This window comes from Aminobacter sp. Piv2-1 (genome assembly GCF_037625995.1).
Lineage (GTDB): Bacteria > Pseudomonadota > Alphaproteobacteria > Rhizobiales > Rhizobiaceae > Aminobacter.
The window spans coordinates 13,821-35,862 of record NZ_JARKMU010000002.1 but is presented as its reverse complement, the minus strand read 5'-3'; the positions used below and the strand labels follow the sequence as shown (position 1 = coordinate 35,862).

At 65.1% G+C, this 22,042-nt stretch carries 18 protein-coding genes and 1 pseudogene; 4 read left to right on the top strand and 15 right to left on the bottom strand.

Annotated elements, in window-relative coordinates; genetic code table 11:
• Positions 1 to 408 precede the first annotated feature (408 nt).
• The 6 genes and pseudogenes from AmiPiv_RS03935 to AmiPiv_RS03910 form a co-directional block, all read right to left on the bottom strand.
• Positions 409 to 1,814, bottom strand: a pseudogene (locus AmiPiv_RS03935) (M20/M25/M40 family metallo-hydrolase).
• A gap of 45 nt (positions 1,815 to 1,859) precedes the next feature.
• Entirely contained in the window at positions 1,860 to 3,182 is a 1,323-nt protein-coding gene (locus AmiPiv_RS03930; RefSeq protein WP_340035977.1) for an amidohydrolase family protein, read from the bottom strand.
• Between the two features lie 196 nt (positions 3,183 to 3,378).
• Entirely contained in the window at positions 3,379 to 4,440 is a 1,062-nt protein-coding gene (locus AmiPiv_RS03925; protein WP_340035975.1) for an ABC transporter ATP-binding protein, read from the bottom strand.
• Positions 4,441 to 4,444: 4 nt separating this feature from the next.
• Complete coding sequence (locus tag AmiPiv_RS03920; protein WP_340035974.1) at positions 4,445 to 5,233, bottom strand: ABC transporter permease; 789 nt, start codon at positions 5,231 to 5,233, stop codon at positions 4,445 to 4,447.
• Positions 5,233 to 6,057 (bottom strand): ABC transporter permease, encoded by an 825-nt coding sequence (locus AmiPiv_RS03915; RefSeq protein ID WP_340036462.1) that lies wholly within the window; start codon positions 6,055 to 6,057, stop codon positions 5,233 to 5,235. The genes AmiPiv_RS03920 and AmiPiv_RS03915 overlap by 1 nt, the downstream gene beginning before the upstream one ends.
• Before the next feature lie 197 nt (positions 6,058 to 6,254).
• Positions 6,255 to 7,295, bottom strand: a complete 1,041-nt coding sequence (locus AmiPiv_RS03910) for an ABC transporter substrate-binding protein (protein ID WP_340035973.1) — start codon at positions 7,293 to 7,295, stop codon at positions 6,255 to 6,257.
• Between the two features lie 380 nt (positions 7,296 to 7,675).
• Between AmiPiv_RS03910 and AmiPiv_RS03905 the strand changes: the two genes are divergently transcribed.
• From AmiPiv_RS03905 to AmiPiv_RS03895, 3 genes are read left to right on the top strand one after another with little or no spacing between them, the layout of a single operon-like run.
• Positions 7,676 to 9,625, top strand: coding sequence for a PrkA family serine protein kinase (locus AmiPiv_RS03905; protein WP_340035972.1), 1,950 nt, complete (start codon positions 7,676 to 7,678; stop codon positions 9,623 to 9,625).
• Between the two features lie 25 nt (positions 9,626 to 9,650).
• Positions 9,651 to 10,967: a YeaH/YhbH family protein gene (locus AmiPiv_RS03900; RefSeq protein WP_340035971.1), complete on the top strand. Its 1,317-nt coding sequence runs from the start codon at positions 9,651 to 9,653 to the stop codon at positions 10,965 to 10,967.
• Between the two features lie 9 nt (positions 10,968 to 10,976).
• Positions 10,977 to 12,533 carry a SpoVR family protein gene (locus AmiPiv_RS03895; RefSeq protein ID WP_340035969.1) on the top strand — a complete coding sequence of 519 codons (1,557 nt, stop codon included), beginning with the start codon at positions 10,977 to 10,979 and terminating at the stop codon, positions 12,531 to 12,533.
• 18 nt (positions 12,534 to 12,551) lie between these two features.
• Here AmiPiv_RS03895 and AmiPiv_RS03890 read toward each other — a convergent pair whose 3' ends face one another.
• Together AmiPiv_RS03890 and AmiPiv_RS03885 are read right to left on the bottom strand one after the other, a co-directional pair.
• A complete protein-coding gene (locus AmiPiv_RS03890; protein WP_340035968.1) occupies positions 12,552 to 13,277 on the bottom strand; it encodes a copper homeostasis protein CutC in 726 nt (241 codons plus the stop codon).
• Positions 13,270 to 14,184 carry an ROK family protein gene (locus tag AmiPiv_RS03885; RefSeq protein WP_340035967.1) on the bottom strand — a complete coding sequence of 305 codons (915 nt, stop codon included), beginning with the start codon at positions 14,182 to 14,184 and terminating at the stop codon, positions 13,270 to 13,272. The genes AmiPiv_RS03890 and AmiPiv_RS03885 overlap by 8 nt, the downstream gene beginning before the upstream one ends.
• 65 nt (positions 14,185 to 14,249) lie before the next feature.
• Here AmiPiv_RS03885 and AmiPiv_RS03880 point away from each other — a divergent pair, with 65 nt between their 5' ends.
• Positions 14,250 to 15,248 (top strand): LacI family DNA-binding transcriptional regulator, encoded by a 999-nt coding sequence (locus tag AmiPiv_RS03880; protein WP_340035966.1) that lies wholly within the window; start codon positions 14,250 to 14,252, stop codon positions 15,246 to 15,248.
• A 206-nt stretch (positions 15,249 to 15,454) separates the two neighbouring features.
• On the opposite strand, the gene AmiPiv_RS03875 is transcribed toward AmiPiv_RS03880, so the two are convergent.
• From AmiPiv_RS03875 to AmiPiv_RS03845, 7 genes are all read right to left on the bottom strand, one after another.
• Positions 15,455 to 16,252: a transporter substrate-binding domain-containing protein gene (locus AmiPiv_RS03875; RefSeq protein ID WP_340035964.1), complete on the bottom strand. Its 798-nt coding sequence runs from the start codon at positions 16,250 to 16,252 to the stop codon at positions 15,455 to 15,457.
• A gap of 20 nt (positions 16,253 to 16,272) precedes the next feature.
• Entirely contained in the window at positions 16,273 to 17,196 is a 924-nt protein-coding gene (locus AmiPiv_RS03870) for an isoaspartyl peptidase/L-asparaginase (protein WP_340035963.1), read from the bottom strand.
• A gap of 10 nt (positions 17,197 to 17,206) precedes the next feature.
• On the bottom strand, positions 17,207 to 17,938 hold the full coding sequence (locus AmiPiv_RS03865) for an amino acid ABC transporter ATP-binding protein (protein ID WP_340035962.1): 732 nt from the start codon (positions 17,936 to 17,938) through the stop codon (positions 17,207 to 17,209).
• Entirely contained in the window at positions 17,938 to 18,609 is a 672-nt protein-coding gene (locus AmiPiv_RS03860; protein ID WP_340035961.1) for an amino acid ABC transporter permease, read from the bottom strand. The genes AmiPiv_RS03865 and AmiPiv_RS03860 overlap by 1 nt, the downstream gene beginning before the upstream one ends.
• A complete protein-coding gene (locus AmiPiv_RS03855) occupies positions 18,609 to 19,280 on the bottom strand; it encodes an amino acid ABC transporter permease (protein ID WP_340035960.1) in 672 nt (223 codons plus the stop codon). Before AmiPiv_RS03855 ends, AmiPiv_RS03860 begins: the two co-directional genes overlap by 1 nt.
• 207 nt (positions 19,281 to 19,487) lie before the next feature.
• The gene (locus AmiPiv_RS03850; RefSeq protein ID WP_340035959.1) at positions 19,488 to 20,576 is read right to left on the bottom strand and encodes a hypothetical protein; all 1,089 of its coding nucleotides are present in this window, start codon (positions 20,574 to 20,576) and stop codon (positions 19,488 to 19,490) included.
• A 129-nt stretch (positions 20,577 to 20,705) separates the two neighbouring features.
• Positions 20,706 to 21,932 (bottom strand): TadE/TadG family type IV pilus assembly protein, encoded by a 1,227-nt coding sequence (locus tag AmiPiv_RS03845; RefSeq protein WP_340035958.1) that lies wholly within the window; start codon positions 21,930 to 21,932, stop codon positions 20,706 to 20,708.
• Positions 21,933 to 22,042: the final 110 nt, after the last annotated feature.

Sequence of the window (22,042 nt, the reverse complement as noted above, 5' to 3'; positions counted from 1 at the left end):
TGGCTCAAAAGCCCCCTCACCGTCACGGCTTCGCCGTGCCACCTCTCCCACACTCCGTGGGGGCGAGGAACCCGAGTTCGGAGAGGCCCCGACCTGCAAGATTGGCGATTCCTCCCCCCAACTTCCTGGGGCGAGGAATTCAGGTTCTGCAGGGCCGCAGTGGGGCGCGCCTCCAGCATTGGCCTGGCGAGACACCCCGCGATTGGCAATTCCTCTCCCCCACGAAGTGGGGGAGAGGTGGCACGGCGAAGCCGTGACGGTGAGGGGGTATTCGCCGGGCGAAACGGCAATCGTTAGGGAATAGCGAGCGCCGTAGGTCCTCATCATGAGGTGCGAGCCGGCAACGCTGTTATCCAGGTCGCGAAAACCTCGGCGGGCGAGCCTCGAAGGACGTGCCCGCCAGCTGCCTCAGCCCTTGTCTTCGGCGAATGCCGCGAGGATACGCGCCCAGGAGCGGATGCCTTTGCGGAAGCTGGAGAGGTCGTATTTTTCGTTCGGGCTGTGGATGCGGTTGTCGAAGCGGGCGAAGCCGATCAGCAGCGAATCCATGCCGAGCTTCTCCTTGAAGGCGGAGACGATCGGGATCGAGCCGCCGCTGCCGGCGACGGCCGCCTCGCGCTCCCATTCCTCGGTCAGTGCACCCAGCGCCTTGGTCAGGAATACACCGTCGATCGGCATCACGGTCGCGGCACTGGCGCCATGGTCGATGAACTCCACCGAGCAGTCCGCAGGGATGCGGGCGCGGACATGGGCGCGGAAGGCCTCGCGGATCTTCTTGGGATCCTGGCCGGCGACGAGGCGGAACGAGATCTTCGACTGCGCCTTGGCCGGGATGACGGTCTTGAAGCCCTCTTCGGTGTAGCCGCCGATGATGCCGTGGATTTCACAGCTCGGGCGGGCCCAGACCTGCTCGAGCACCGAACGGCCCTTTTCGCCGGCAGGAATCGAAAGGCCGATGTCGCCCAAAAAGCCCTTGTCGTCGAAAGGCAGCCGCTGCCACTGCGCCTTGATGGCGTCGGGCAGCTCGGTGACGCCGTCATAGAAGCCGGCGACGGCAACACCGCCGTCGGGCGTGCGCAGGAGACGATGTCGGACAGCACCTGCAGCGGGTTGCGCGCGGCGTTGCCGTAGATGCCCGAATGCAGGTCGCGGTTGGAGCAGGAGATGACGATCTCCTCCTTCAGCACGCCGCGCAGCATGGTGGTGACGGCGGGCGTCTCGGCGTCCCACATGTCGGTGTCGCAGACCAGCACGACGTCGGCCTTGAGCTCGGCGCCGGTGCTGTCGAGGAAGGGCGGCAGGCTAGGGCTCGAAATCTCCTCCTCGCCCTCGAACAGCACCGAGATCTGGATCGGCAGGCTGCCAGTGACGGCCTTCCAGGCGCGGCACGCCTCGACGAAGGTCAAGAGCTGGCCCTTGTCGTCGGATGCGCCACGGGCAACGATGTGGGTCTCGCCGTCGGGCTGCGGCACGAGCTTGGGCTCGAACGGGTCGGAGTGCCACAGATTGAGCGGATCGACCGGCTGGACATCGTAGTGGCCGTAGAACAGCACGTGCGGCCCCTGCCCGGTGCGGTCGTGGCCGACGACCATCGGGTGGCGCGCGGTCGGGCGCACCGAGGCGTCGAAGCCGAGCTGGCCGAGTTCTTTCGTCAGCCATTCGGCGGCGCGCTTGCAGTCGGCGGCGTGGGCCGGATCGGTCGAGACCGACGGGATGCGGATCAGGTCGAACAGGCGCCCCAGGCTGCCGTCGATGTTGGCGTCGACATTGGCGAGCACCTCGTCGAGGCGCGCCGTGGCTTCCGATTTGTTCATGGCTTTTGTCCTTCCCTGTATCAGCCTGACACCTTGCCGAGCCGCCTATCCGGCGGCGTCGATGCGGGCCATCTCGGCCTTGAAGCTCTGCGCCACCTGCAGCGCGTCGCGCAGCACCTTCTTGCGTTCGAGGCTCAGCACCTCGCGGTCGCGCATCAGCCAGTCGCCGCCGACCATGACGTCGCGCACGTCGGTCGGCATGGTGGCGAAGACCAGCGTCGAATAGACGTCGTAGATCGGCTGCTGGCGCGGCGAGGCCAGGCTGACACGGATGAGGTCGGCCTGCTTGCCCGGTTCGAGCGAACCGACTTTTGCGTCCAGCCCGAGCACCTTGGCACCGTCACGCGTGGCCATGCGCACGACGTCGATCGAGGCCATCGGCTTGCGGCTGTGGCCGAGCAGCTTGGCAAACATCGACGCCGGCGCGAACTGCGAAAACAGGTCGAGCGTGTTGCCGCTCATCGCCCCATCGGTCGAGATGCCGACGGGAATGCCGGCCTTGCGCATCGCCTCGACGGGGGCGATGCCGCGCCCGGCCTTGCCGTTGGAGCGGGCGTTGTGGGCGACGCAGACCTGGGCATGGGCCATGCGCTCGATGTCCGAAGCGTCGACATGCAGGCAGTGGGCGCAGATCAGGCCCTTGCGCAGCAGCCCCGCCTTCTCGACCACCTCGACCGGGCGCATGCCGTGGGTCTTCTGCGCCCATTCCATCTCCTGGTCGCTCTCGGCCAGGTGCATCTGCACGGGGACATCGGGATGATCGTCGGCCCAGCGCGCGATGCGCTCCATGACAGCCATGCCGGTGGAATAGGGCGCGTGCGGCGCGATCGACGGGATGACGCGGTCGTGGCCGGCGAATTCCGCCACCAGCGCCTCGGTCAGCGCGAAGCCCTCGTCGGCGTTCTTGTGATCCGGCGGATCGAAGTCGGCGATGGTCTGGCCGAGCACGCCGCGGATGCCTGAGGTGGCGACGACGCGGGCAACTTCGGCCTCGAAATAATACATGTCGGCGACCGAGGTGACGCCGCCCTCGATCAGTTCGAGCGCTGCAAGTGCGGTGCCGGCGCGCACCGCCTCGGGCCGCACGAACTTGCGCTCCAAGGGCAGGATGTAGCGGTAGAGCCGGTTGTCGACGTCTTCGCCCAAGCCACGGAACAGCGTCATCGCCATGTGGCAATGCGGGTTGACCATGCCCGGCATGACGAGGTCGCCGCCGGCATCAAGCGTTTCAGCGCCAACGATAGCGGGCGCATCGCCGGAGCCAACGGCCTTGATGACGTCGCCCTCGACATGGATCCAGCCCCTGTCGATGACGGGCATGTCCTCGGTGCAAGGCAGGACGGTGGCGTTGGTGATGATCAAGGTCATGGACGAACGCCCCTCTCTGGTCCTGAGTTGGTCGAAGGGCCGGCCATCTCCCCCTCAAGGGGGGAGATCAGCAGTTCATACGCCCCGCCCATCCTGCAACGCAGGCGATCGTCGCCCTCCTTGCCACTGCCAATCTCCCCACTTGAGGGGGAGATGCCCGGCAGGGCAGAGGGGGGTACCACATGGCACGGCATAACTATTCCGGCTTCAGCACGCAGCACTGGTCGGGCACGGGCACCAGCTTGGCCTCAGCGCCCGGTTCCAGCGGCGCCGACAGCGAGCCATTGGCGATCAGCCGGCCGGCAGCCGAGTCAGCCTGGTACTGATAGGCGCGGCCGAGATAGGTGCGCAGGCCGAGCGTTGCCGGGATGCCTTCGGCGCCGGCCTCGGTCGAAACCGCGAGGCCGTCGGCGCGGGTGGCGAGCAAGAAGCTGTCGGCGATCTCGCCGAAGCGCTCCTGCGACAGCTTGAGCTTGGCACCGCCAGCTGCCTCGGCCGTGACGGTCGCACCGTCGCGGCTCACGACCGTCATCGGGATCAGGTTCTCGAAGCCGACGAAGCGGGCGACGAACGCATTGGCCGGGCGCTGGTAGAGCGTCTCGGGCGTATCGAACTGCATGATGCGGCCGGCATTCATGATGGCGACGCGGTCGGAGATCGAGAACGCCTCTTCCTGGTCGTGGGTGACGTAGACCGACGTCGTGCCGTTGGCGCGCTGCAGCTGCCGGATCTCGACGCGCATGTCGACGCGCAGCTTGGCGTCGAGGTTGGACAGCGGCTCGTCGAACATCAAAAGCGGCGGCTCGATGACGAGTGCGCGGGCGAGCGCCACGCGCTGCTTCTGGCCGCCCGACAGCGCGCCCGGCAGGCGGTCGGCGAGCTGCGACAGGCCGACGCGTTCGAGCATCGCCCTGGCGCGCTTCTCGCGCTCGGCGCCGGTCACGCCGCGCTGCTTGAGGCCGAAGCCGACATTGTCGAGCACGGAGAGATGCGGGAACAGTGCGTAGTTCTGGAATACCAGACCGATGTCGCGCTTGTAGGCGGGCAGCCGGGTCAGGTCCTTGTCGCCGAGGCGGATCGAGCCGGAAGTCGGTTCGAGGAAGCCGGCGATGAGGCGCAAGGTCGTGGTCTTGCCGCAGCCCGAAGCGCCGAGCAGCGAGACGAGTTCGCCTTTGCCGACCGACAGCGACAGGTCCTCCAGCACCTTGGTGGCGCCGTAGTGGGCGGTGAGATTCTGGACTGTGAGTGACTGGGTCATTGGTCTATTTCGCAAGGAAGGTGAGGCCGAGCGTGCGCTCGACGATGGCCATGACTGCGACGGTCAGCAGCATCAGCAGCACCGACACCGACGCGATCGTCGGATCGAAGAACTGCTCGACATGGGCGAGGATCTGGATCGGCAGGGTCGAGATGCCGGGGCCGGTGAGGAACAGCGACGTCGACACGTCGTTGATCGAGGTGATGAAGGCCAGGATGAAGGCCGCGATCACGCCGGAACGGACGTTGGGCAGCACGATGGTGAAGAAGGTCTTCAGCGGCGGGCTGCCGAGGCTGACGGCGGCTTCCTCGATCGAGAAGTCGAAAGAGGCGAGGCTGGCCGAGACGACACGCACGCAATAGGGCAGCACCAAGAGCATGTGGCCGACGAGCAGCGTCAGGAAGATCGGCGTTTGCATGCCGACCGCGACCGACTTCAACAGCGAGAAGCCGAGCACGATCTCGGGCACCAGGATCGGCAGCACGAAGACCGTCGAAAGCCAGGTCGGCAGCTTGATGCGGTAGCGGTTGAGCGCATAGGCGGCGGGAATGCCGACCAGCAGCGCCAGGCCGGTCGCCAGGAAGGCGAGCTCGAGGCTGGTGATGATGGTGCGCTTGAAGGCGCTGATGGCGAAGATGTTCTCGAACCAGCGCAGCGAGAAGCCCTGTGGCGGGAAGGTCAGGTAGGTGGTGTCGCTGACCGAGGCGCCGAGCACGATGATCAGCGGCCCGGTCAGGAAGATGTAGACCAGGACGGCGAACAGGATCAGCAGGGGATTGATACGGCTGGTCATCAGGTCGCCATCGGGTTGAGACGCCGCGCGATGCGGCTCATGGCGAGCACGACGGTGACGGTGATCACCACCATGATCGCTGCGATTGTCGAAGCGCCGACCCAGTCGAAGGACACCATGGCGCGCTGGTACATCAGCGTGCCCATGACCATCTGGCGTTCGCCGCCGAGCAGCTGCGGCGTGGCGTAGGCGGTAAACGAGCCGGTGAAGACGAGAACGGCGCCGACGATGAGGCCGGGCACGGCGAGCGGCAGGATGACCTGCCGGAAGGTGGCCCCCGGCGTCGCGCCCAGAGAAGCCGAGGCCTGGACGACGTCGTCGGGGATGTTTTCGAGCACGCCGACGAGCGTCAGGATCATCAGCGGCACGAACAGGTAGACCATCGCGACGATGACCGACCCTTGCGTGTAGAGCATCGACAGCGGCTCGCTGATCGCGCCGATGCCGAGCAGGAAGTTGTTCAGGATGCCGTTCTTGCCGAGGATGATCAGCCAGGCGAAGGAACGCACGACGACGCCGGTGAGCAATGGGAACACCGCGGCGATGATCAAAAGGCTCTTCAGCTTGGCGGGCGACTTCGACACGACATAGGCGGTGAGGAAGCCGACGACGAGCGAGATCGCGGTGGTGGCCAGCGAAATCTCGATGGTGCGCCACAGAACCGTGCGGCGGAAGCCACTGTTGAAGAAGGCGAGGTATGGTGCAAGCACGCCGCCGTCCTCACCGAAGGTCGTGGCGATGGTGGCGGCCACCGGCAGCATCAGAAAAACCACGACGGCCAGCGTAGCGGGCCCGGCGAGCCACCATCCGGCAAAGCGTTTCAGCATGAAGTCCGATCTCTTCCAGTTGCCTCGATCGCACAGCCTTCCAGCTGCGGCACTTGCGAGGCTTGCTAGCCTTCATTGCGCGATCGCGAAAGGTGCAGATTGGCGCAAAGGCAGATGCAAGGCGGAAAATGGGGCGCTCGTCGCCCGAAATGCACAGATGCGGGGGAAGGCGAACGCCTTCCCCCGTCTTGGTCTTACATGCCGAAGACTTCGTTCCAGCGGTCGACCCACTCGGTCTTGGCCGAATTCATCTTCTCGTAGTCGACCTGCTTGAGCGAGGCGATCATGTCGGGGCCGTAGGTCCACAGCTTGGCCTGGTCGGGCGTCAGCTCGACGGCCTTGACGACCGGCGCATCGACGCCGTTCTCGGCGGTCTTCTGCTGGACTTCCTTGGAGAGCACGAAGTTGATGAACTCGTGGGCGAGTTCGACATTGGCCGCGCCCTTGGGAATGTTGATGGTGTTCAGCGTGGCAATCGCCCCGTCCGACAGGTTGGCCCAGGCGGCGGTCGGCACGGCGGCCTGGATCTGGGCCAGCGTGAAGTCCTGCGCGATTGCCGCGGAGATCTCGCCGGTCGAGAACAGGTTCACCAGCTCCGAGCCGGTGTTGTAGTTCTTGACCACGTTCGGCTTCAGCTCCTCGACGGCCTTGAAGGCGGCGTCGGCATCGGCAAAGGCGTCGACGCCGGCATGCGTGCCGGCGACCATCACGGCCATCGGGCCGGCGGTGGTGGTGATGCCCGGCAGCGACAGCGAGCTCTTGAAGTCTTCCTTCCACAGGTCGTTCCACGAGGTGACCGGTGCCTTCACCTTGGCGCTGTCGTAGATGACGCCGACGCGGCCGATGGTGTAGGCCGGGCCGTACTCGCCCTGCGGCGCCTTGGCGATGTCGTAGAGGCCATCGAGGTTCGGGATCTTGGATTTGTCGATCGGCTGGAACAGGCCTTCCTTGATGCCGATCTGCGAATAGGCATCGGTGAAGTAGGCGACGTCGACGCCCTCGCCGTTGCGGATCTTGATCTTGTTGAGGCGGTCGGCATTGTTGCCGGTCTCGAACACGATCTCGCAGCCGCATTTTTCCTTGAACGGCTTGATGATGAATTCGTCGAGCTTGTCGCCGTTGAAGCCCCACCAGGAGATGGTCAGCGTCTTGCCCTGCGCGAATGCCGGAGCGGCGGCGAGCACCGCCGCAGCCGAGGCGACGCCCGCTGCGAGAAGGGTGTGAAGTCGGTTCATTTTTAGCCTCTGCTGTTTCGACGCCCTGCGGCCTGCGGGCTCGCGGAGGGACGAGAAAGCCTATTTTCGCGATGGCCGGGGTGCAACTCCAAATATTGTGCGACGCACATCATTTGCGGGCAGGCAGCGTCCGCGTCCAACAAGCCGACTCAGCTTTTCAAAGCGGCTCCGTGACCCCGGCCGGGTGATTCCAACCACAGGGTTACCCAATGGGAAGGTTGTGCGCGCCCCGATTGCGACGCATCGCCGCCGATCCACAACTAATTGTTCGGTCAGGTCCTTCCTCAAGGGAACTTTGGCTGATCCGGGAAGTTTGAGATGAAGGCAAAGAGTCGAAGTGGTGATACACTCGCTATCGACTTCGGCGATGTGAGGGTGCCATGCAAACACGCGATACCGACGTCTTCAACCTGTTCTCGGAAATCTACGGCAGTCAGACGACCGAGGAGATGAGCTTGCAGCAATATCTCCTCGCTTGCCGCGATCAGCCGTCGATGTATGCGACGGCAGCCGAGCGCATGGTGGATGCGATAGGCGAACCCAAGCTGGTCGATACCAGCGTGGACCCACGGCTGGGGCGCATATTTGCCAACAGGACCATCAAGATCTACCCGGCCTTCCCCGAATTCTACGGCATGGAAGACACCATCGAACGCATCGTCGGTTACTTCCGCTACGCCGCGCAGGGGCTCGAGGAGCGCAAGCAGATCCTCTATTTGCTCGGCCCCGTCGGCGGTGGCAAGTCGTCGCTCGCCGAGCGGCTGAAGAAGCTGATGGAGGAACGGCCGATCTACACGCTGAAGGTGGGCGGACAGACCAGCCCGATCTTCGAATCGCCGCTCGGCCTGTTTCATCCCGAACGCATGGCCGACCTGCTCGAAGACAAGTACGGCATCGCCAAGCGCCGGCTGAACGGGCTGATCTCGCCCTGGGCGGCCAAGCGGCTCGAGGAAATCGGCGGCGACGTCTCCAAGTTCAGCGTGGTCAGGCTGATGCCATCGCGGCTGCGCCAGATCTGCATCGCCAAGACCGAGCCCGGCGACGAGAACAATCAGGACGTGTCGGCGCTCGTCGGCAAGGTCGACATCCGCAAGCTGGAGAACTTCAGCCAGTCGGACCCCGACGCCTACTCCTTTACCGGTGGCCTCAACCGCACGACGCAGGGGCTGCTCGAATTCGTCGAGATGTTCAAGGCGCCGATCAAGGTGCTGCATCCGCTGCTGACGGCGACCCAGGAGGGCAACTACAACGGCACTGAAAGCTTCGGCGCCTTCCCCTACCAGGGCATCGTGCTGGCGCACTCGAACGAGTCGGAATGGCTGCAGTTCAAGAGCAACCGCAACAACGAGGCGTTCCTCGACCGCATCCTGGTGGTCAAGGTGCCCTACTGCCTGCGCGTCACCGAGGAGCGGCAGATCTACGAGAAGCTATTGCGCGAGAGCGAGCTGGTCAACAATCCCTGCGCCCCGGAAGTGCTCGACATCCTCAGCCGCTTCACCGTCTCGACACGCCTTACCGAGCACGAGAACTCGCCGCTCTACACCAAGATGCGCGTCTATGACGGCGAGAACCTGAAGGACGTCGACCCCAAGGCCAAGTCGATGCAGGAATATCGCGACGCCGCCGGCGTCGACGAAGGCATGACCGGCATCAGCACCCGCTTCGCCTTCAAGGTGCTGTCGGAGACCTTCAACTACGACACCAAGGAGATCGCGGCAGACCCGGTGCACCTGATGTATGTGATGGAACAGGCGATCAAGCGCGAGCAGTTCCCCAACGAGATCGAGCAGTCCTATCTCGACTTCATCAAGTCGGAACTGGCGGCGCGTTATGCCGAGTTCATCGGCCACGAGATCCAGAAGGCCTATCTCGAATCCTACAGCGAATACGGCCAGAACCTGTTCGACCGCTACATCGCCTATGCCGACGCCTGGATCGAGGATCAGGACTACAAGGATCCCGACACCGGCCAGATCCTCAACCGCGGCATCCTCGATTCTGAACTGTCGCAGATCGAGAAGCCGGCAGGCATCGCCAATCCGAAGGACTTCCGCAACGAGGTGGTGAAGTTCACGCTCAGGGCGCGCGCCAAGAACAGTGGCCGCAACCCGTCCTGGACCAGCTACGAGAAGCTGCGCGAAGTCATCGAGAAGCGCATGTTCGGCCAGGTCGAGGACCTCCTGCCGGTCATCAGCTTCGGGGCCAAGCGCGACAGTACGACCGAAAAGCAGCATGCCGAGTTCGTCCAGCGCATGACCGAGCGCGGCTACACGCAGCGCCAGGTGCGGCGCCTGGTCGACTGGTACATGCGCGTCAACAAGGCGGGCTGAGCGAGCGAGGAGACGGGGACCCCAAATGCCGAATTTCATCGATCGGCGCCTCAACCCCAAGGACAAGAGCCTCGGCAACAGGCAGCGTTTCCTGAGACGTGCCAGGGACGAGCTGAAACGGGCGATCAACGAACGGGTGAAATCCGGCAAGATCACCACCGCCGATTCCGACCAGACGATCAGGATCCCGACGAAGGGGATCGGCGAGCCGACCTTCCAGCGCGCGCCGCACACCGGAAGGCGCGAGGAGGTGCTGCCCGGCAACAAGGTGTTCGGCACCGGCGACCGCATTCCGAGGCCGGCCGCCGGCGGCGGCAAGGGGTCGGAGCCGTCCGCCTCCGGCGAGGGCGAAGACGATTTCCAGTTCGTGCTCACCCGCGAAGAGGTGCTCGACCTGTTCTTCGAGGATCTCGAACTGCCGGACCTGGTGAAGCTCAACCTCAAGGAAGTGGTGACGTTCCGGCCCCGCCGGGCCGGCTATACGGTGAGCGGCAACCCGACCAGCATCGCGGTGGCGCGGACCATGTTCAACAGCTTCGGTCGACGCATCGCGCTGCGACGTCCGAAGCAGGAGGAGCTCGACGAGGTCGCCGAGGAGATCAGGAAGCTCGAGGAGGACAAGCGGCCCAATGCGGCCACGTTGCAACGCCTGGGGGAACTGCGCGAGAAGCTTGCCACGCTGGTGCGCCGGCGCGCCTTCATTCCCTTTGTCGATCCGATCGATATCCGATTCAAGCGCTTCGAGCCGCAGCCGGTGCCCAACGCCAATGCGGTCATGTTCTGCCTGATGGACGTGTCGGGCTCGATGGGCGAGCGTGAGAAGGATCTCGCCAAGCGCTTCTTCGTGCTGCTGCACCTGTTCCTCAAGCGGCGCTACGAGAAGACCGACATCGTCTTCATCCGCCACACCCACGAGGCATCGGAGGTCGACGAGGACACGTTCTTCTACAGCACCCAGAGCGGCGGCACGGTGGTGTCGACCGCGCTGGAGGAGATGCTGCGCGTCATCCGCGAGCGCTATCCCAGCAACGAATGGAACATCTACGCCGCCCAGGCGTCGGACGGCGACAACATCCCCAACGACTCCGACAAGTGCGTGTCGCTGCTCAACGACACGCTGATGAAGCTCTGCCAGTACTACGCCTATGTCGAGATCATCGATGAGCGCGAAAGCGAGATGTTCCGCCATGCCGACAACGGCACGTCGCTGTGGAACGCCTATCGCACGGTGAGCGAGGACTGGCCCAATTTCGAGATGACGCGCATCGCCAAGCCGTCCGACATCTATCCCGTCTTTCACGAACTGTTCGCCAAGCAGCCGCCATCCGGCAAGCGCAGTTGAGGAAGCAAGTTGGAAAAGCGCCCGAAGACCTCGCCGCTTCTTTTCACAGGTTCCGACTGGAGTTTCTCGGACCTCTCCCGCGTCTATGACGCGATCAGGCAGATCGCCGTCGACGAGTTGCGCCTCGACTTCTACCCCAACCAGATCGAGGTCATCTCGTCCGAGCAGATGCTCGATGCCTATTCGTCGATCGGCATGCCGCTGATGTACCAGCACTGGTCCTTCGGCAAGCATTTCGTCCACGAGTCGAACCTCTACCGGAGGGGACGGATGGGGCTCGCCTACGAGCTGGTGATCAATTCCAATCCATGCATCACCTACCTGATGGAAGAGAACACCATGGCGCTGCAGGCGCTGGTGATCGCCCATGCTTCCTTCGGCCACAATCACTTCTTCAAGAACAACTACCTGTTCCAGCAATGGACCGATGCGGGCGCCATCCTTGCCTATATGGAGTTCGCCAAGAGCTACATCGCCCGCTGCGAGGAGCGCTATGGCCCGGCCGCCGTGGAAGCAGTTCTGGACGCGGCCCATTCGCTGATGCCGCAGGCGGTGTTCCGCTATCGCCGCCGGCCGCGACTCTCGGTCGAGAAGGAACAGGCGCGCATCCGCGAACGGCTCGAGCATGAGGAGCGCACCTTCAGCGACCTGTGGCGGACCCTGCCCGCCACGGCGGAGGCCAGCGCGCCGAAGGAGCCCGAGTCCGATCCTGCCGAACGGCAGCAGGCGATCGAATATCCGGAAGAGAACCTGCTCTACTTCCTGGAGAAATACAGCCCTGTTCTGAAGCCCTGGCAGCGCGAGATCCTGCGCATCGTCCGCGTGATCGCCCAGTATTTCTACCCGCAGCGGCAGACCAAGGTGATGAACGAGGGCTGCGCCACCTTCGTCCACTACACCATCATGAACAGCCTCTACGACAAGGGCAGGGTCAGCGAAGGCACCATGCTCGAAGTGCTGCAGAACCACTCCAACGTCGTGTTCCAGCCGGGCTTCGACGATCCGCGCTATGGCGGGCTCAACCCCTATACGCTCGGCTTCAACATGATGCGCGACATCCAGCGCATCTGCACCGAGCCGACCGCCGAGGACCGCGACTGGTTCCCCGATTTCGCCGGCAATGGCGACTGGTGCGGGACGCTGCTCGACGCCTGGGCGAGCCATCGCGACGAATCCTTCATCCGCCAGTTCCTGAGCCCGGCGCTGATCCGCGACATGCGGCTGTTCTCGCTGCGCGAGGAAGCCTCCGACCCCTATTACGAGGTGACCGCGATCCACGACGAGCGCGGCTACGAGCGGGTGCGTTCGCGGCTGGCCGACAGCTACGATGTCGGCATGACGCAGCCCGACATCCAGGCCATCGACGCCAATCTCAAGGGCGACCGCAAGCTGCGGCTCAGGCACACCGTCCACAACGGCGGCACGCTGGCCGAGCAGAGCCGCGACGCCACGCTGCGCTACGTCCAGCGGCTGTGGGGACATGAGGTGAGCCTTCTCGGCGTCGACGCCCAGACCGACACCACGCTCTACGAGGTTTCGAGCAAGGACCTTGCCGACAAGGCCTGAGCCCCCTCTCCTATTCGGCTAGGCCAGCGCCGCCTTCATCGCCCGGACGGTGGCCGTGTCGGTGCGCTTGGGGCGCGGCGACACGAAGCCGAGTTCCAGCGCCTTGCCGCCGGCAACATCGGCCGCGACCGAGCAGGATGAGTGGATCTGGCGAAATGGCAGCCGTGCCCGGATGGCGGCGAGCGTTTCGAGATTGACGCCCGACCCCGGCATGATGGCGATGCGGCCGCCGGCATGGGCGAAGCAGGCGGCAAGCACGTCCAGCCCCTTCAGCGCCGTCGTCTCGCCGCCGGAAGTCAGGATGCGCTCGAAGCCGAGTTCGATGGCAAGGTCGATTGCGCCGGCGAAATCGGGACCGGCAAGGTCGAAGGCGCGGTGCAGCGTCTTGCCGAGACCCCTGGCATGGTCCGCAAGGCGCGCGAGCACATCGCGGTCGAGGCTGCCGTCGGCACGGTTGGCGCCGAGCACGACACCTTCCAGGCCCGCGGCCCGCACGGCATCGATGTCGGCCAGCAGGGCCGCCATATCGCCGTCGCCATAGACGAAGTCGCCCGGCCGCGAGCGGACCATGGCATAGACGGGGATCGGCGCCTTGGCGGCCAGCGCCATCAGCCCGGCAGACGGGGTCAGCCCGCCGGTCTCGAGCGCGGCGCAAAGCTCGATCCGGTCGGCGCCGCCGGCGATCGCCGAGGCGAGGCCCTCGGGGCTGTCGACGCAGACTTCGAGCAGGATGGTCTCAGACATTGGCAGTCTCCTGGAGGCCGAGGGCGGCGGCGCCGATCAGGCCGGGTTCGGTGGTCAGCGCCGCCTTGACCACCAGCGGGCCGGCGGCGCGGCGAAGGGTGCGGCCGCGCACTTCGCGGTCGATGGCTTCGATGAGTTCGGGCACGTTGGACAGGCCGCCACCGACCGGCACGACGGACGAGCCGATGATGTTGAGCGTCAGCGCCAACGGCACGCTGACCAGTTCGAGATAGATGTCGATGGTGTGGCTGGCGCTGGCCTCGCCGGCGCGCCAGCGATCGATGACTTCGGTGCTCGACAGCACCTCGCCGCAGAGCAGCTTGTGCAGCTTCTCCATGCCGCGCGCGCCGCCGATGGTGTCGACGCAGCCCGACTGGCCGCAGCCGCAGGCGAAATGCGGCACGTCGACCGGCGGCTGGCCGACTGTCGTCTGCAGCGCCTTGCCGTGACCCCACTCGCCGGCATAGCCGCCGGCGCCGGCGACGATGCGCCCGTCGATCACCAGCCCGCCGCCGACGCCGGTGCCGAGGATGACGCCGAAGACGTTGCTATGCCCCTTGCCGGCGCCGCTGGTCGCCTCGGCCAGTGCGAAGCAGTCGGCATCGTTGGCGATCCACACCGGCAGGCCGATGACGCGTTCGAGATCGGCGGCGATCAGACGCCCGTCGACGCAAGGAATGTTGGCGCATTTCAGGCTGCCGGACGCCGGGTCGACGACGCCGGCGATCGAGATCGACACGCCCTTCGAGCGGCCCTCGCCAAAGGCGACACGCTCGGCGATGACGGCGGCGAAGGCGTCGAAATCGTCGAGCGGCGTCGCCACCCTGTCGATGATCTCGATTTCGCCAGCCGAGCGGGCGCGGGCGCTTTTTATCGTTGAACCGCCAATGTCGAAGCAGGTAATCATCAAATCAGTTCCCGACTGGAATTCTGCGGCGCAATGCCGGCCCAAGACGCTTAGCAAAGGCAGCAATGGACAGTACGCGCAAACGACGCACCTCGCCGACCATCGCCGATGTCGCCGAGCTGGCCGGCGTGTCGCGCGCCATCGCCTCGCGGGCGCTGTCGAGCGAAAGCCGCCCTGTTTCGGCCGACAAGCGTGCGCGTGTGCTTGAAGCAGCAGAGAAGCTCGGCTTCAAGCCCAATCTCCTGGCGCGCAGCCTGACCACCAAGACGGTCAACCTGATCGCGGTCATCGTCAACCACATCCACGACTTCTCCGACCTCGACCTGTTCGACCTCCTGATCGGCGAGATCCAGTCGATCGGCAAGCAGGTCATCTTCCTGCGCGTCGGCTCGGTCGAGCGCATCGAGGAGTTCCTGCGCAACGGCGTCGCCTACCATGTCGACGCGGCACTGGTGTTCTCCGACTTCGCCGACGCGGCGAGCGTGCGCAAGATGTTCCGCAGCGACGACGTCCTGATGCTGAACGGCATGCATGACGGCTCCTCGCCCTCGGTCGTTCCCGACGAGGCCATCGGCATCGCCGAGGCCGTGGCGGATGCCGCCAGCAAGGGGGTTGCGACCGCCGCCCTCGTCACCGGCCGCGTGTCCTCGCCGGTCGAGCAGAGCCGCATCGCTGCCTACAAGGCCGAGATGGCGCGCCATGGCATCAGGCTCGTCGCCGAACTGCGCGGCGACTATTCCTATGCCAGCGGCCGCAAGATCGCGCAGGCAGCCGACTGGCCCGCTGCCGACGCCGTGTTCTGCACGTCGGACGCCATGGCCATGGGCGTGATGGACGTTCATCGCGATGCGTTCCCGCAAAACCAGCCCGGGCGCTTCCGGCTCTACGGCTTCGACAATCTGTCGCTGACCGATTTCGAGGCTTATCCGATCTCGTCCATCGGCTACGACAAGAACGCCTATGTCGCCGAGATCCTGCGTTTCCTCAGCCGCCCCGGCGAGTTCGCCGACGGCAAGGCCGAGGTGACGGTGCCGACCTTCTTCGTGCCGCGCGCGACGTCGTAAGGCGGAAACTGGTCGAACTTGCTAAGTGAAAAACTAGACTGCCCCTCACCCTTACCCTCTCCCCGTGAAGGACGGGGAGAGGGGGGCGTCGGCATTGCGGCTGTCTTCATTGGTGCCGGCGTTCCGGCCAGCTTCCTTCTCCCCGTCATTACGGGGAGAAGGTCCGGCAGGGGATGAGGGGCAGCTCAGCCCCTCACATCGTCCGCCTACCAGAGCGGGGTCAGGGCCGGCGGGTTGGCGGTCTCGCCCCACCACTTCTTGTAGTTCGTCTCATAGGCGCCGCTCTGGATGTAGTCCGACACGAACATGTCGATCCAGCGCACGAAGCCGTCGTCGCCCTTGGCGACCGCAATGCCGATCGGGTCGTTGGAATAGAGCCCCGCCAGCGTCACCAGGTTGTCGTTCTTGGTGGCGAGGTAGTCGAGCAGCGAGGAGTCCTCGATGGCCGCGTCGACACGCTTCTGCTGCAGCAGCAGCACGCCCTCGGGCGCGAAGGTGTCGGTGTAGACGAGTTCCGCCTGAGGCGCGGCCTTCTTGATGAAGGTCTCGCCGGTCGAGCCGCGGCCGACGACGATCTTCTTGCCGGCGAGGTCTTCCATCTTGGTGATGCCGGCGTCCTTCTGGACGATGATGCGCAGGCCCGCGCGGTTGTAGGGGATCGAGAAATCCACCGACTTGGCGCGCTCGAGCGTCGCCGAGGTGTTGGCAACCGCGATGTCGATCTGGCCCGAGACCAGCATCGAGATGCGGGCGTCGCCCGACACATCGACGAATTCGACCGGCACGCCGAGCTTCTCGGCGAGCATGGTGGCGACGTCGACGTCGTAGCCGACCGGGTTGTTCTGGGCATCGCGGAAGCCGATCGGCTCGCCGCCGAGCGACACGCCGATGCGGACGGTGCCGCGCTCGCGGATCTCGTCGATCTTGCCGGCCTGGGCAGCGCCCGTGGCCGCGAGGCCGATGGCAAGGGCAACGCCCGCCAGTTTGGCAATCAGGTTCTTCATGTTTCCTCTCCCTTTGAGCTTCAGGACTTGAACGGTTCGGCGAAGCGGTGTTCCGGTTCCGGCAGGCTTTCGTCCCAGTACCAGTAGCGGATCTGTTCTTCGCAATTCAGGCTGACGACCTTGTGGTCGCCATGGGCGTCGAGCGCATGGATGACGACGCCGGCAAGGAAGCCCTGCTCGAGCTCGAGCAGTTCCTCGACGGCGAGCGCGATCGCCTGCTCCAGCGAGTGGCCAAGGCGCATGGCGAGCACGATGGTGCGCGCGGTGCCGCAGCGCATGGTCATCTCGCCGGTATGGGTGCAGGCGGCGGCGCCGAAGCGGCTGTCGGCATAGAAGCCGGCGCCGGGGATCGGCGAGTCGCCGAGGCGGCCCGGATATTTCCACGCCCAACCCGAGGTCGAGGTGACGACGTTGAGACCGGCGGCGCTGTCCTTGGACAGGAACACGGTGGTGTCGCGCACACGCTCGGGATCGGTGATGGTGCGGCTGAGCGGCGCCAGCGGAATGTCGGGGAACTTTGCCAGCTCTTCCGGGGTCAGCTCCTTCTGGAGGCGCTCCCACCAGACGCGCTTGCTGTCCTCGTAGAGCGTCTCGTCGACGCCAAAGCCGATCTCGGTGGCGAAGCGGCGGGCGCCATCGCCGGTGAGCATGACATGCGGCAGGCGCTTCATCACCTCATGGGCGAGGGCTGCGACCGGCAGTGTGTCGGGCACGGCGCCAACCGAGCCCACTTCGCGGGTGGTGCCGTCCATCACGCCGGCATCAAACTCCATGCGGCCGAGCATGTTGGGCCAGCCGCCGAAGCCGACGGAGCGCACCTTGACCTCGCGCTCGACCTCGCCGATGCCGGCGACCATGGCGTCGAGGCCATGGCTGCCGCCCTTCAGCAGTTCGACGCTCTTGGAGAAGCCGGGCCAGGCCTCGGAATTGGCAAGCAGGATCATTTCGGTCTTTTCAGTCTTTGCGCATCTTGGAGAGGAACTGGGCGACGCGCGGCAGCGCCATGCCCTTGTCGGAGAAGAATTCCGCGGTCGGCAGGTCGGCGATCATCTGCCCCTTGTCGAGGAAGGCGATGCGCGTGGAGATGGATCGGGCGAACTCGATCTCGTGGGTGACGAACACCATGGTGGTGCCGCCCTTGGCGAGGTTGGCCAGGATCGACAGCACCTCCGCCGTCATCTCGGGATCGAGCGCGCTGGTGACCTCGTCGAGCAACAGGTAGCTCGGCTTCATGGCGAGCGCCCGGCAGATGCCCACACGCTGGCGCTGGCCGCCCGACAGCTGCGCCGGATAGGCGTCGGCGCGCTCGGACAGGCCGACCGAGCGAAGCAGCTCGCGCGCTTCCTCCTCGGCCTGCTTGCGCGGCACCTTGAGCACCTCGACCGGGGCGAGCGCCACGTTCTGCACCGCCGTCATGTGCGGATAGAGGTTGAACAGCTGGAACACCGTGCCCGAACGCTTGCGCGCCTCGGTGAGCTCACGTGGCTTGGAGACGTCGAAGTTGTCGACCGTGATCGTGCCGGCGTCGATCTTCTCCAGGCCGTTGATGCAGCGGATGAGCGTCGACTTGCCCGACCCGGACGAGCCGAGCACCGAGACCACCTCGCCCTGGCGGATCTCGAGGTCGATGCCGTTGAGGACGGTGGCGGCGCCGAAGGATTTGCGCAGGCCGGCGATACTGATCATTACAGACCCTTCCAGGCGGTATGGGCGCGAAGCCGCTTCTCGAAGCGCGCGCCGGCATGGGCCACCAGCTTGGCGGCGAGGTAGTAGAGCGCGCCAACGACGCTCCAGACGACGAAGGGCTTCAGCGTGCGCAGGTTGAGGATGTTGCCGACCTTGGTGAGGTCCATGACGCCAATGACCGAGATCAGCGAGGTGACCTGCAGCTGGTTGACCAGAAGACCGGTCAGCGGGCCGACGGCGAAGGCGGCAGCCTGCGGCGCGATCACCCGGCGCAGGATCTGCCAGCGGCTGAGCCCGAAGACGCGGGCCGCCTCGAGCTGGTCGCGGCCGACGGATTCGATGGCCGAAACGACGATCACGTAGATGAAGGCGGCACTGTTGCCCGACAGCGTGATGACGGCGGCCTCGGTCGGCGTAACATTGATCTTGAGGAAGGCCGGCAGGCCGAAGAAAGCCAGGAACAGCTGGACCAGCACCGGCGAGTTCTTGAGCAACTCGGCAAGGAAGGCGACGACCTGCGCCAGCACCGGCACGCGGTAGAAGCGGATCACCGCCCAGAGCGTGCCGACGACCAGGCCGATCAGCGTGGTCGACACGAACAGCGCCAGCGAGACGCCGAGCCCCTGCAGCAGGAGCACGAGATCGTAGGGCGTGAAGTCGCCGTAGCGCATCAGACCGCTCCCTCCGCCTGGTTGCGATTGAGGTAGCGGTGCAGGATGCCGATCAGGATCGAGACGAACCAGGTCAGCGCCGCATAGGCGACGAGCAGCACGAAGTAGACCTCGAAGGGCCGGAAGGTCTGCGACGCCACGATCTTGGCCGAGCCGGTCAGTTCGTTGAGCGTGATGGTCGACAGGATCGACGAGGTCAGGATCAGGTTGATGAATACCGAGCCCAGCGGCCGCACAGAGGCGCGGAGCGCAATGGGCATGACGATCTTGCGGAAGATCGTGCTCTTCTTCAGCCCGCTGACCTGCGCAGCCTCGATGATGCCCGGGTCGATTGCCAGGATGCCCGAGCGGATGACGTCGGAGGTGAAGGCGCCGCCGGCGATCGACATGGCGATGACGCCTGTCGTGAAGGCATCGATGTAGATGCCGATCTCGGGCAGCCCGAAGTAGAAGAAGAACAGCTGCACGATGAAGGGGATGTTGCGGAAGATGTCGACATAGATCGCCGACAACCGGTTGAGCAGCGGCGAGGCCGATGTGCGGGCTGCGGCGACCAGCAGCCCGAGCACCAGACTGCCGACGACAGCCAGGAGGCAGACCTGAAACGTCAGCCACGCCCCTTCCAGCAGGAAGGGGATATGCTTGGCGAGGATCGACAGGTCGAACTTCAAGCGGCACGTTCCCGAAGAGTGAAACCGGTTTCACTTTTGCAAGACGGCTACGTCCCTGTCAACGGCCAACCGGCATGAAACACAGCTTTGGGCATTCGGTGCGCGGCATGCAGCCATCAGGCCGAAACGACAACCGCCGCCGGTGGAACCGGCGGCGGTCGAAGCTCTGCTATCCGGGGCCGCCCGTATCGACGGCCTGCCGATCCGTCAGTTGGCCGGGGCGAGCACCAGGGTCGGGGCCGGCTCGACCACCGGCTCCAGCACCGGCTCGGGCTCTACCGCCGGCGCTTCCGACGCAGCTTCCTCCGCCAGGACTTCCTTGACCTGATCGATCTTGCCATAGGCGTCGCCGACACCAAGCACGTCCTTCGCCCAGTCGAGCACGCCATCGTCGAGATAGGCGTCGCCATATTCGGCGACACGGTTCGGATTGGCTGCGGCCAACAGTGCCTCGCGGAGATCCTCTTCCGTCGTGCCTTCGGCAGCCGCATCCGCCGTGGCCTGGGCATCGATCGCTTCCTGCTCGGCGGTGGTCAGGCTGTCTGCGGCCGCGATCGCGTCCGAAAGCGCGTCCAGCTCGGCATTGTAGGCCTCGAGCTGCGCCGGGTCGACCGGGGCGCCCGCCGTCGTCAGCGCGTCGAGCCGATCCTGGAGCGCAGCCGGATCGCTGACCGGCGTGGTGCCGTCATAGGGGGTGATGCCACCCAGGGCGGCCATGGCAGCGTCGAGCTCGAGCTGCGCCGCGTCGGCCTTGGCCTGCGCCGCGGCGGCAGCTTCGACCGCGAGGTCAAGCTTGGCCGAGTTGATGACGTATTCGCGGATCAGCGCCATGCGCGGCGACTGCGAGTTCAGGTAGGCGTGGTAATTGCGCTTGAGCGAATTGAGGCCCGCAAGCTTGGCGTTGAGGTTCTTCTGCTTGCCCGGAACGGAAGCCTGCAGCACATCGGCGACCGGCGCCTTCTTCTGCGTGGCGTGCTTCGGTCCCTTCTGCTTGCTGTCCTGGAGCGAGGCCTTCTTGGTCTGGCCACCGCCGAACAGGGACTTCAGCGTTCCACCAAACGTATCGCTCTTGCCCCCGGCCGAAGCCGACTTGCCGTTGGACGAGCCGCCGCCCTTGCCGCGGTCGCCGCCGCTACCCTTGTCGTTACCGCCGCCCTTGTCGTTGCCGCCGCCGTTCTCGCTCTTGGCATAGGCCTTGGCGAAACCAACGATCGAGGACGCGTCGAGCTTGATCGGCAACACGCTGATGGCGAGCGCGGACGCTGCGCAGACTAGCAATTTCCTACTGGTGACCACCGGAATGTCTCCCTCTCTCGGTGCAATGTTCGAATCAAGCCCGCCACACATTAGGGGCCAACGATATAGGCGCCATCCACGATCTGTTGCAGTCTGCAATATTGGCGTCCGGCGCAGACGATCACGCGATCACCTGACCAGCGAAATGATGCGGCCGGCATACATCTTCTTTCCGCCGAGCTCGGCCTCGCAGTTTGATGTGACGGCCGAGTTGCCGGTCATCTCGATCGTGTTGCCGACGATGCGGATGCACTGGCCGCCGCCGGACATGTCGGAATTGCCGGCATAGAAGACATGGGCGCCGGGCGCGTAGATGAAGCCGGTCACGTTCGATCCCGAACCGCCGTTGATCTTAACCTCCTGGGTGTTGCTCTTCTCCTGGTAGATCGTGATCCCGGCGTAGGGCCCGGTCGCAGGCGGCGACAGATTGATCACCTCATTGGCGTTCGAGGTGAATTCCGCGCCCTCCATCAGGAAAATCGTCACACCCTGCCCGGAAAGCTTGCCGTTGCCGCCGAGCTTGATCTGGCCGCCGCGCAGGATGTAGCTGCCGGGATTTAGCGTCACGTCGCCGGATATCGTCTTGTTGCAGAAGGTGCCGGGCGCCAGCGTCTTGGTCTTGCCGCCCGGCACGGACTTGCAGGCCGTATAGGCGGGCGGAACGATGTTGGCGAGCGGATCCATCGACGCGTACTGCTTTTCGCGCGGGATGCCACAATCGAGATTGGTGTTGTAGCCGGTCAGGCCGGAGGTGCCGCCCACGGTTACCACGCAGTCGGCCGCGACTTGAGCCGAGCCGCCTCGCGACACCGAGTCGCCCGCATCCGAATTCGAGGCGATGACGCAGCCGTCGAGGGTCACCTGGGTCGAGCCCTGCAGTTTCACCGCGGTCGCGGCGTGGGGATCGAGCGCCAGTACGCAGGCGGGCTGCCCCGGCGCCACTTCGACCACGGCGCGGCGCGCCGTTTTCCAAGTGATCGAGCCGCCGATCATGCCCTGTTGCTGGATCGTCGAGGTCACCTCGATGAAGCTGAGGTCGCCCTTGGACGAGGCCGAGGCCTGAAAATCCGCCACCTCGTCGTTGTAGATGAGGTCGCTCGCGTCGGGGCGGTCGTTGACCAGGTTGGAATCGAAGAAGTCGCGGCCGAGCCGGGTCAGCTCGGTCTTGGTCATGCCGGAGTAATATTTGGTGGCGATCGCAAGGCCGGAGACGTCCAGCGAGTTCTGGAGCTTGGTGGCCTTGTTGTTGAGGCTGACGAAATCGATGGTGCCGGCGACGCCCGCCATGATCGGAACCATGGCCAGCGCCGTCATCACCCCGAAATTGCCCCGCCGCGATCGCAGGAATTCCCGCATTGCTCGCCCCCTAGTCAGCCGCGGACACATTAGGGCACGCTGACATTTCAGGATTTGTTGCGGTAACCGCTAAAATGCCGAGTAACTCGCGGAAAGGCTGTGGGCCGTTG

Excerpts from the sequence above, each read along its gene's own strand:
- AmiPiv_RS03930 (WP_340035977.1), bottom strand. The coding sequence starts at position 3,182 with ATGACCTTGATCATCACCAACGCCACCGTCCTGCCTTGCACCGAGGAC.
- AmiPiv_RS03925 (WP_340035975.1), bottom strand. The coding sequence starts at position 4,440 with ATGACCCAGTCACTCACAGTCCAGAATCTCACCGCCCACTACGGCGCC.
- AmiPiv_RS03920 (WP_340035974.1), bottom strand. The coding sequence starts at position 5,233 with ATGACCAGCCGTATCAATCCCCTGCTGATCCTGTTCGCCGTCCTGGTC.
- AmiPiv_RS03910 (WP_340035973.1), bottom strand. The coding sequence starts at position 7,295 with ATGAACCGACTTCACACCCTTCTCGCAGCGGGCGTCGCCTCGGCTGCG.
- AmiPiv_RS03905 (WP_340035972.1), top strand. The coding sequence starts at position 7,676 with ATGCAAACACGCGATACCGACGTCTTCAACCTGTTCTCGGAAATCTAC.
- AmiPiv_RS03900 (WP_340035971.1), top strand. The coding sequence starts at position 9,651 with ATGCCGAATTTCATCGATCGGCGCCTCAACCCCAAGGACAAGAGCCTC.
- AmiPiv_RS03890 (WP_340035968.1), bottom strand. The coding sequence starts at position 13,277 with ATGTCTGAGACCATCCTGCTCGAAGTCTGCGTCGACAGCCCCGAGGGC.
- AmiPiv_RS03885 (WP_340035967.1), bottom strand. The coding sequence starts at position 14,184 with ATGATTACCTGCTTCGACATTGGCGGTTCAACGATAAAAAGCGCCCGC.
- AmiPiv_RS03880 (WP_340035966.1), top strand. The coding sequence starts at position 14,250 with ATGGACAGTACGCGCAAACGACGCACCTCGCCGACCATCGCCGATGTC.
- AmiPiv_RS03875 (WP_340035964.1), bottom strand. The coding sequence starts at position 16,252 with ATGAAGAACCTGATTGCCAAACTGGCGGGCGTTGCCCTTGCCATCGGC.
- AmiPiv_RS03870 (WP_340035963.1), bottom strand. The coding sequence starts at position 17,196 with ATGATCCTGCTTGCCAATTCCGAGGCCTGGCCCGGCTTCTCCAAGAGC.
- AmiPiv_RS03865 (WP_340035962.1), bottom strand. The coding sequence starts at position 17,938 with ATGATCAGTATCGCCGGCCTGCGCAAATCCTTCGGCGCCGCCACCGTC.
- AmiPiv_RS03860 (WP_340035961.1), bottom strand. The coding sequence starts at position 18,609 with ATGCGCTACGGCGACTTCACGCCCTACGATCTCGTGCTCCTGCTGCAG.
- AmiPiv_RS03845 (WP_340035958.1), bottom strand. The coding sequence starts at position 21,932 with ATGCGGGAATTCCTGCGATCGCGGCGGGGCAATTTCGGGGTGATGACG.